This window comes from Capilliphycus salinus ALCB114379 (genome assembly GCF_047276495.1).
Classification (GTDB): domain Bacteria; phylum Cyanobacteriota; class Cyanobacteriia; order Cyanobacteriales; family Microcoleaceae; genus Capilliphycus; species Capilliphycus salinus.
On record NZ_CP178543.1, the window covers coordinates 3,593,510 to 3,604,354 of the forward strand.

3 protein-coding genes are annotated in these 10,845 nt (G+C 47.7%); all 3 read right to left on the bottom strand.

Features of this window, described 5'->3' with window-relative positions:
• Positions 1 to 252: 252 nt before the first annotated feature.
• The gene (locus tag ACL6C3_RS15010; RefSeq protein ID WP_413168021.1) at positions 253 to 4,260 is read right to left on the bottom strand and encodes a pre-peptidase C-terminal domain-containing protein; all 4,008 of its coding nucleotides are present in this window, start codon (positions 4,258 to 4,260) and stop codon (positions 253 to 255) included.
• Positions 4,261 to 5,642: 1,382 nt separating this feature from the next.
• Complete coding sequence (locus ACL6C3_RS15015) at positions 5,643 to 6,929, bottom strand: hypothetical protein (protein ID WP_413168022.1); 1,287 nt, start codon at positions 6,927 to 6,929, stop codon at positions 5,643 to 5,645.
• Positions 6,930 to 7,143: 214 nt separating this feature from the next.
• Positions 7,144 to 10,674, bottom strand: a complete 3,531-nt coding sequence (locus ACL6C3_RS15020; RefSeq protein WP_413168023.1) for a DUF4347 domain-containing protein — start codon at positions 10,672 to 10,674, stop codon at positions 7,144 to 7,146.
• Positions 10,675 to 10,845: the final 171 nt, after the last annotated feature.

Consider the following 10,845-nt stretch of genomic DNA (forward strand, 5'->3'; position numbering starts at 1 on the left):
CCCGTCGGGGACTATTTATTAGTTGGAGAGGGAAAAGGTGTCCCGTCGGGGACTATTTATTAGTTGGAGAGGGGAAAGGTGTCCCGTCGGGGACTATTTATTAATCGAGAGGGGGCGATTGTATCTCCCCCAACCCCCCTTTTTAAGGGGGGATCAAGGGGGGATCGGGGAGATTATAGAGAAGTGGAGAGGGAAAAGGTGTCCCGTCGGGGACTATTTATTAATCGAGAGGGGTGTATTTTGAGGGGTTAATTAACCGAAGGAAACATCAGGCGTAACTGCGAACAATTCGGGGGTTAATTCCTCAGAATCAACACCTTGAAGAATTGCCAAAGTTTCTCCCGTTTCTATCACACTAATCATCGCACCCATATCAGAGGATGCGATCGCAATTTCATCAAAAGTGAGTTCGCCTTCGACCAAACCGATCAGGTCTTCGGTAATATCAAAGTCGGTAATTGTATCGGTTCCATCCCCATTACCAAACACAAACAAATCGGAACCGCTACCGCCAGAGAAATCATCGCCAGTAAGAGTATCGTTTCCGGTAACACCCATAATAGTGTCATTACCTGCATCACCCCAAATTTCATCATCGCCAGCGTCACCGCTAAGGAGGTCATTACCCGCCTTACCGCCAATTTGGTCGTTACCAGCGCCGCCAGAAATAACGTCATCACCGCCAACCGTACCGCCAGGAGAACGGCTGTTGAGATCACCTCGCAGGACATCATCCCCATCGCCACCAAAGACGGTATCATCGCCCAAACCGCCAGCAGCAATATCATCGCCAGCCAAAGCGTCAATTGATTCGTTAGTATCAGTACCGACTAACTCATCGGTTCCATCAGTTCCGAGAATGTCTATAGGGCGATCGCCTGTTAGACTAACGTTAAGGTCGTATTCCCCGACATAAACACCAATTTCTGGGAAAATCCAACCGCTACCACTTCCGGCAACATTAGGGTCGTAGTTGTTATTTCCTAACTGGCTGACCCCCACATAATAAGTTCCCGCTTCTTCTGCGGTAAACTCCAGATAGGGGTCGCGGCTAAATTCCTCATCGGGCGCTGCTGCATTATTAACGCTGGCTAACTCGTTACCGTCTGCATCAAATAACCGCAGTTCAGAATCTAAGCGTAAGTCAACGCCCTCATACTGTGACAGGTTTAGTACGCCAACCGCATCAACATCAATCTCGACCGTATCTCCAGCATTGAGTTCAAAGGAGTAGAAATCTACGTCTTCGCTGGGATCGTTGAACAGAGAAAAGGGTCCCGGTTGTTCGGGTTCTACAGTGAAAAGACCGCCCCGAATTGTAGCATTGGGGTTGGCTGAACTGAGATTAATATCGAGTGCCTGCTCGATGGTATCATTGGCATCAAGCTCTGCTGTAAGAGGAACTTGGTCTGGATTGTCAACCAGCGTCAGTGTTGCTTCATTGGTCTCTGGATTAATTGTAGAATCCGTACTGTCTACTAAAGCAAAGGTTGCCGTTTCTAATCCTTCTGCAACGCCCTCTGCGAGTACGGGTAATTCAACCGTAGCAGTAACGTCGGTAATATTGAGGGAGAAACCCGAATCGGTAATCTCGGTAATTTCGCCTCCCGTTGCGGTTAATGCCTCAACATCAAACTCTGAGAGATTAGGCGCATCCACCGTTACCGTAATACCGTCTTCTGGTGGTTCTGCTGTCAGATTAAAGGTGAGTACGCCTGTCGGATTTTCTGACTCGACCAAAGTTTCCCCATCGCTACTGATACTGACTTGAACTACGGAGTCTGGAGTGTCAGCAATGGTGTAAGCCACTTCACTGGCATCTGGGTCAACGGTGTAGTGGGTCGCATCTGCCAGGGAAAAGCTAAAGCCTTGCAGCCCTTCGTCAAAGGGATCTTCAAAGGCGGGCAGGGTAATACTGGCCTGTTGTTCGGTAATTTTGAACAGAAAACCCGTGAATACCTCGGTGGGAGAGGGAAAAACACCTCCGTCAATCTCGATATTAAAGATATCAAACTGTTGGAGAATGCCCGGTCCGCTACCATCAACTTGTACTAAAACCCCTTCTTCGGGTGGCGGTTCGCTCAGGGTAAAGGTTAAGGTGGTGGCAGTTTGCTCAGATTCAATTAACTCCGTTTCGCTGATGGTCATTCCCACCTCTGGAATTACCGTCGGTTCGGGTGTTTCGCCGGGTTCGTAGTAAGTCGCGACAAATTCAGCCGCATCGGGGGCGACGGCATAATCTTCCCCAGGTTCGATAAACCAGGTAACATCTTCGGGTTCATCCACATCGGGTTCGATCAGATCTGCCCACCCGGGACTTTGGGTGCTAAGACCAATAAAGGTGTAGGGTTCAAAGATTCTTAACTCAAACCCTGTCTCCCGTCCCGTCTCATCGTAAATAAACTGTTCGACTTGCGAACCGGGCGTAAAAGGTAAGCCTTGAAAACTTCGGGCGGCAATGTATTGTCGCAGGTAGTTGTCGCTATTAACATCAACCACAATTCCTTCCTCTGGAATTTCCCCTTCAACACTAAAGGTCAGAATCAGGGCGGAATTGGTACTCGGCAGCCCTTCACTGAGATAGGGGCTAACCAAGTTATCTGTATCAATATCAAAAGTCCCAGTTACATAGTCGAGAGAAACGACGGGTTCACCGGGTTCGGGTTCGTCATAGTTGTTAGGATTCCCTCCACCAACACCATCGGTAGCAAATTGGGGTAACTCCAAGACCACATCTGGATTCAAACTAATGGTCAGGTCGTATTCTCCGTGTGAGGGAAAGTCAAACTCGGGAAAACTGTCGGTATCTCCACTAGCCGGGACAAAAGGATCGTATTTCTCGGTCTCAATTCCGAAAGTCTCCCGTCGGAATTCATTATTGCCACCATTTTGACCACTTATCCCAAAATAATACGTTCCATCTTCTGGCGCGACGAACTCCACGTAACCGTCATAACTAACAAACAGTTCTCCAAAGCCTTGACCAAGCCAGCTTCCTAATAACTCTTCTCCCTCTGAATCAAAGATTCGCAGACCTGCAAAAACGCTTGAGACGGGATTTGACTCAAATTCGGAAACGGCTGCGGGAGGTTCCCCCCGTTGGTTAGAATCAACATCAACGCTAATAATATCCCCTGCTGACAACTCAAAGGAATAAAGATCCACATCCTCGGTCATATCGACGTAGGTAAACGTCCCGTCTTCATTGAGATAGCGATTACCAATGTCAAAATTAATCGAATCCGTCGCTGTAAAAGTAGGATTATCGGCACTCAGTCCGGTTTCAACCGCAAGGGGAATAATATCATCGCGCTGGTTAAGTGCGTCAGCAGGAACTTCGTCAGCAGTATCAACTAAACTAAATTCGCCACTGCTGAAATTGGAATTGACCTGATAACCTTCACCTGAAACTAAGGTAAAGCTGGCTGTTTCTAAACCCTCAGTTTCTCCATCTGCTGAAATAGGTAAGTCAACGAGAACGGTAAAATCGGTTAAGCGAATATCAAACCCATCTTCGCGAACATCAACAATTTCTCCGCCTTCTGAGACATTAATCCCATCTAAATTAAACTCGCTTAAATTCGGCGCACTGACAGAAACAACTAACCCCTCAGAGGGTATTGTTCCCCCAGTAATATTAAACAAATGGGCCGAGACTGTTCCTTCTTCTTCGACTAAGTAATCAGGCCCCGTATTCAAACTAACTAAAGGCAACCCGGATGATGGCGGTTCGGGTGTGGGCGGTTCGGGCGGTTCAGATGTAAGTTGACTTTCCTCATCGGCAAACAATACCGTTGAAGTTGCCGCATCGGGGTTAATGGTATAATCCCCTAATGTTCCTACATCGCCCAAATCTTCGGGTTCAACTTCGCCCGGCGCCACCAATGAAAAGTTAGCTTCGACCAACCCATCAAAAGTTTCGGGTAAGAACGTATCGGGTTCAGAATTATCAAATACATTAATGGTAAAGCTACCACTCGTCGCCCCTTCATCAATGGTCAAATAAAAGCCCGAATTATCGAAACTCGTTCCCAATAAAGACGGATTAATATTTTCGGCGATGGGGTTAAAGGCAAATCCCGGTAAATCCAAACGGCTGACAATTTGTTCGACATCGCTATCGATAAAAACTTTCAATCCGCCCTCGGGTGCGGGTTCATCCAGTTCAAAGTTAACCGTCAGGGAGGTATCTTGGTCTTCAATCAAGGCGTTGAAATCGCCTTCAAAGGTTGTAGAGGTCGAAAAACCTACTTGCACCATAAACTTTGAATCTCCTGCGATATTTTTCGCCCCTTGAGACGGGGAATCGTTCGGTCAAGTCGAATGGGACTACTTTAGCAGTATTAAGATTTATTCTCAACAATTTTAGAAAAATTTTTTTGCCCTAATTTCAAGCAGAATAAATCGCCGAATTTGCCCTATAAAAAATTCGGAAATCGTCGATATATTTGAGAATCTGACCCGGTTTAGTTAATGATTAAATCATTGTTTAATTCTCCAAAATTCGGCGACCAACGGGTAAAATATACTCGTAAATTCCGACCGCTCCCCCCAACGGGATGGGAAAGTTATCGGAGAATAAACAAAAGAAAATTGTCTGCAAAAGTGAACCCGGAAGTTATTTGCCGGGCTCCCTCACCATCGGGTTGGACTCGGATGATCGGCTTGAAAGTATCAGCAACCCCTGAGTCAATGGCAACTGAGATGTGGGAAAGTTCTACCGGACGACCACCGATTATGCGATCGCCTAAAAATCGAATAAAATTGTTCACTATATGACCTCTACGAAAGTAGATTTTGATTGTTAGCCCAGAAGTGACGTTCTGGGTTTTTTTTGTGAACCGAATTCGGGAAAATTCCCCCAATCGGTTTTCAGCACCCGCAATTTGCGGTGAAAATAGAGACGGCGGAGAAACCCCAATACCGTAGACATTCCCTCAGCATCCTAACATTTAATGTCAATTAATCGAACCCAGAGACCTTTATACCATCTTGACCCCGCATTTCAACGGAGTTTTTGGAAAATCTTTGAGTTTGGGCGCCGCTCTTCTCAATGGAGACCTTATCCCGAGGAAGTCGCCTGAAGTCTCTAACCCGATCTCTTGAGAAGTTAATAAAATTTAATCTCAATTTAAAATTCTGAACTTGATGCCGACCCCACTCAAATCTTGAGGATAGATGGCTCTAAACTCCCGAAAAATGAGTAAGATTCTGTCAAATGTAACAAAGTGTAAAATTGTTGTCGCTCAAACAGAAGGTTTAAAATATTGACTTTATTGTATCTCTAAATGATGAGGTGCGAGCGGGGCGTTTTTTGTTAACTTGATCTGGGAAAATGCGGAGGTTTTTGAGACTTTAATTAAAGGTGTTGTCAGTTAGGGAAACTCAAACCAGAAAGTAGAAGTTCTGACAACATTCATAGCAATTATATTCGCCCCAAAACCCTTTGAGAAGACCTCAAAGGGACGGGGTATTTTTTTATGGCTGATAGGTTGGGGTTCAATCTTGAGCAAGATCAACCCGATTGTTCGGATATCATATTAACCCGATGTGACACGACTGGAATGAACCCGAAGTATCCGCAACAATTTGAAAAATTTTACCTTGAAAATGATGCCGATTTACAGGCGTTTTGCCGCCGATCAAACCAGTGCAACATCCGGCGCGGCGATGAATAATTCATCCGCATTTTCTGAGGTTTCAATTCCCTCAAAAACGCCTAAACTTTCCTCTGCGACCATCGCATTCATAGCCGCCTCTCCCTCAATTTCGATGACTTCAATATCTTCAAAGCCGAGTTCTCCTTCGACCAAACCAATCACCTCTTCCGTCGGGTCAAAGTTGGTAATGGTATCTGTTCCGTCGCCACTTCCAAATACAAACAAGTCCGAATCCCTTCCGCCTAAAAAATTATCCCCCGTGAGGAAATCACCGGCGGGTTCGGGTGTGGATTCATCAGTGGATTCAGAAACATTGAAAGCTAAAGTGTAGTCGCTAGAAATTCCGTTTTGTTGAAGTGCAAACGTGTAAACTCCGCTCGGTAATGCACCCTCGAAACCAATTGTCGCCCATCCCCGTGCAATGTTATCGAGGATATCTGTTCCCACCTGTCGGGGTTCGCCAAACAAAGCGTAGCCCAGGAGGTTTCCTCTCACCGCAGAATCATTCAGGGGTTCGGTAAAGGTATCGCCCTCTTGCACCCCGATAAAAGCAACGTTGCTCTCAGAAAAGGATTGGAGAACCAACGTGTCGAGTTGGAAGCCTTCGGGAACGGTGACGGTAACGTATTCGGGATCTCCGTCGCTCGTGGTCGCCGATAGGGGGGTTATTCCTTCCGATAGGGGCAGTTCTAACGGGTTGGTGGGGTCGTTAGAAATATCTCCGCTCACCGCTTCATCATAGCCCGGATTGAGGGGAGGAGGGGAGACGGGTAGCTGACTTTCATTATCGGCAAAGAACACCGTAGAAGAAGCCGCATCGGGGTCAACCGTGTAGTCGCCGAGATCGCCCGTAAACTCCGCATCTTCGGAAGTCACCCCATCGGTCGTGACCAGCGAAAACTCGGATTCGACCAAGCCATCGAGGATTTCTGGCAAAGCTCTGTCCGGTTCGAGGTTGTCGAGTACATTAATTGTAAAGCTTCCCGCCGTTGCCCCAACATCTACGGTTAGAAAAAAGCCGGAACTATCGGAGTTGGTATCAATTGAAGATGGATCGATATTTTCCGCGATCGGACGAAATTCAAACCCGGTTAAATCCAAGCGATTAACAATTTGTTCGACCTCGCTATCAACGTAAACTTTCAGTCCTCCCGCAGGTGCGGGTTCATCGAGGTCAAAACGAACCGTCAGCGCCGTCCGTTGATTTTCAACCAAAGCATTCGGATCGCCGTCAAAAGTTGTTGAGGTTGAGAAACTAACTTGTACCATATTTGAATTATTTTTACCCAGATTGAACCCTACTTACCCCCAGCATTTTAGAACCAATTCCCAACCGAAATCTAAAAAATATTTCCGAAATTTTGGTCAACAAATAAGCCGAAAAGTGAACGGCCAGATTTTCAAAATTTAAAAGGACGGTCTCGCCCGTTTGCAAGACCGTCCAGACTCAAAAATACAACTCGTCGGGGCAAATGCCGTTTAATTAACCGAAGGAAACATCAGGAGTAACCACAAACAATTCTTCGGTCAGTTCATCAGAACCCACACCTTCAAGAACTGCTAAAGTTTCCCCAGATTCAATCACTTCAATTGCAGCATTTCCATCAATTTCAATGATTTCGATGTCTTCAAAGGTGAGTTCGCCTTCGACCAAACCGATCATGTCTTCAGTAACATCAAAGTCGGTAATCAAATCGGTACCATCCCCATTCCCGAAGACAAACAGATCGCTACCACTTCCACCCGAGAAGTCATCGCCTGTAAGCGTATCGTTTCCGGTAACGCCCATAATCGTGTCATTACCCGCATCGCCGAAGATTTGATCGTCGCCTTCGTCGCCGCTGAGGAGGTCGTTACCCGCTTTACCGCCAATGCGATCGTTACCGGTGCCGCCAGAGATAACATCATCCCCGCCAGAACCGCCGGGAGAACGGCTATTGGCATCGCCCCGCAGGACATCATCGCCCGAACCGCCAAACACGGTATCATCGCCCAAACCGCCCGCAACGAGGTCATCGCCGCCCAACGCATCGATGCTGTTATCCGCGTCATCACCTATGATTTCGTCAGCCTCGGGAGTACCAATCGTTTCAACGTCGTTAATGGTGAAGTTGATAGCGCTAGCGGCGGAGTCAACTTCGTAGATTTCCCCGTCGATTAGGTCAAAGGTTAACTCTTCGAGTCCTTCGTTGGGGCCATCGTCGAACACGGATAGAGTAACAGAGGCTTCAGGTTCGACAATATTAACCAGGAAGCTACTTCCACCTGCATCGCCTACTAATGGGAAGCCCTCAATTCCTTCTAATTCAATAGCCGGATTTCCTTCCTCATCAAAGATGGCAAATTCACCCAAAGCACCAGGAGTAGGACTATCAACCAGAACCGTTAAGCCACCTTCGGGAATCTCACCATCAACGTCAAAGTTAACGGTGAATTCGTCTCCTTCAGCCAGTTCAGTGGCAGTGGTGGAGATGCCAACCGTTGGCCCGACTCCCGGCCCACCATTACCATCGATTAATTCAAAGCTACCCATGTTGGCATCTGGGTTAACGGTGTAATCTGTACCTTCTTGGTCTTCCAACAGTTCAAAGTTGAACGTGAAGGGTTCTTCCTCAATGACATCGTTAAACATCGTCAGAGTAATACTCGAAGTCTCTTCAAAGAGGATGAATTCACCGAAAGATTGACCAAATGTCAGACCATCTTCTGTGAAGTCGTCAAACTGATTTCCTAAGACATCAACTTCCTTGATATCCAAGAAGATTGAGAGTCCACCGGAGACATAATTACCATCGGCATCAAATTCGACTTCAGGAACCTCGCCATCAACAGTAAATGTTGCGGTAAAGGCATTGTTCGGGCTTTCTTCTGTTACCTGTTCTGGTGTAATGCTCAGACTCACTTCAGGAACAGAGGGTACAACACCATCTTCAATGGTGACGGTAAAACCACTAGCATCGGGCTTAACTTCGTAAAGTTCTCCATCCAACAGATTAAAGTTGATGGTTTCCGAACCTTCTGCCACATCGTCTTGGAATACTGGGACAGTTACCGTTGCGGTTTCTTCGGTCATCCGGAACACTAACGCACTGGCTGTTTCATTGGTTCCGGCGATGTTTCCGCCCGTCACCACCGGCCCTTCAACGGTGATCTCATCTTCGGGATCGCGGGGGTTGGAGGCATTCACATCAAATTCTGCGATCGCCCGGGGAACATCACCTTCTAAGGTTACTAACAGACCTTCCGGCGGGGGGGCTTCATTCAGTGTGAATGTGACGGTTAAGGCGGTTTGTTCCGACTCAATTAGGGTTGTGGGTTCTCCGGTAACACCAACGGTTGGCCCGACTCCGCCTTCTACACCGTCGGTCACGGTAAAGGTGCCGGAATTGGCATCATCATCCACCTCGTACCCTTCTCCGCCAACAAGAGTGTAGGTGAATGTCTCGTCGGCTTCTTCGATCAGGTCATCGAAAACGGGGAAGGTAATACTGGCTGTGGGTTCGGTAATGGTGAAGAAGAAATCGCTGAGGAAATCGTCTCCCGCCGCCGCCTCGTTGGAAGCCGTTTCGCTCGGATCGCCATCTTCGAGGGAAAATAGTTCGAGTTCTCCACCCATAACGTTATTTTCCACCAATCCGCGATCAAAACGGTAGATGGGTTCTAGATTTTCATTGAAGCGGGTTTGCGAGGCGACGAATTCCTCCATAATGCGGGGTGCATCGCCTTCGAGCTTGACCGTGATCCCCCCTTCAGGAATCTCACCTTCGACGCTGAAGTTCATCACCAGGTCTGTGCCTTCTGCTTCGCTGATCAACTCTGGAGTTGTGCTAAAGCTGACAACAGGCTCGGGAACAGGCTCGGGAACAGGCTCGGGAACAGGCTCGGGAACAGGCTCGGGAACAGGCTCGGGTTCGGGAACAGGTTCGGGTTCGGGAACAGGCTCGGGTTCGGGAACAGGCTCGGGAACAGGCTCGGGAACAGGTTCGGGAACAGGTTCGGGTTCCGGCTCGGGTTCGGGAACAGGCTCGGGAACAGGTTCGGGTTCCGGCTCGGGTTCTGCCCCGTCGCTATCTTCAATCACAAATGTTGCTGAACTGGCTGAAGGAGAGACTTCATAACCTTCTCCCGGTTGGATGGTGTAGGTAAAGCTCTCTGAACCCTCATCGTCATCGTCGTCAAATACGGGTAGGGTAATGGTTGCGGTTTGTTCGCTGATCCGAAGGGTAAAACCGTTGGTATCATCGCTTACCCTAACAATGCGGGCGCCGCTGAAACTGGCTGCAAAGACATCCAACTCCGCCAAAGAGTTGACAACGGGACTGCTAACGGTGACGTCAACTCCGTCTTCGGGAGGGGGTTCGCTCAGGTCAAAGTTGAGGGTGAGTACCGTTGCTTCTTCTTCGATGAGGGTGTTGGGAGTTACGGTTAAACCCACGCTAGGAACGAATACCCCCGCGTAGGTTTCGGTGACAGAAGGTAAAAAGGCTAATTTTTCCTCTACTGAACCTCGGAACTCTCCGATGCGGACGTTCAGGTTCCAATTTCCCCCTAAGTTGGGGTTTCCGACTCGCTGTTCTGAGGCGGTAATATTGGCTCCTGTAACCTGGTGCAAGATTTGTAAGAAATTACGCCCGATGCCCTCAGCAACTTGGCAACCATATAAAACTAGGGAGTTGCCAAGTAGATATTTTGACCAAGTTTTAAGCTGTTCTTGGTATTGGCTGAGGCTATTGAGATTTAATTGGGTTTGACCTAAAAATAAACCGCCCGGTTCACCGTGAGAGACGATGTGCAGGCTGTTGATAGCGGGAGAACGCTCTAAGGCTGCGGTAATTTGCTCAACGCCGTCGAGATCGGAATCTAACAGTAATACTTCTGCGTTCGGTTGGACTTGGCTGGTTAACCAAGAAGCATTACTTACTCCAGAATCAATCGCAACAAGGATTTGAGCGGGTTTGACCCGGCGATCGCCAGTTGTGCGATCGCTTGAAAATTGAATAATATTTTCCATCATTTATGTATGACCTCTACAAAAGTAGACTTTGACAAGATGACCCAGAAGTGATGTTCTGGATTTTTTGTCAGCAGGATTCGAGAAAACTGCCAAACTAACGGTCAGCTTTTCTTTCCCGATCCCGCCCTAAATATAATCAAGATCTTAAGCAATCCAGAAAACTTTAGCCAG

Bases quoted from the DNA above. Each gene is read 5' to 3' on its own strand.
- ACL6C3_RS15020 (WP_413168023.1), bottom strand. From the start codon at position 10,674: ATGATGGAAAATATTATTCAATTTTCAAGCGATCGCACAACTGGCGAT.
- ACL6C3_RS15015 (WP_413168022.1), bottom strand. From the start codon at position 6,929: ATGGTACAAGTTAGTTTCTCAACCTCAACAACTTTTGACGGCGATCCG.
- ACL6C3_RS15010 (WP_413168021.1), bottom strand. From the start codon at position 4,260: ATGGTGCAAGTAGGTTTTTCGACCTCTACAACCTTTGAAGGCGATTTC.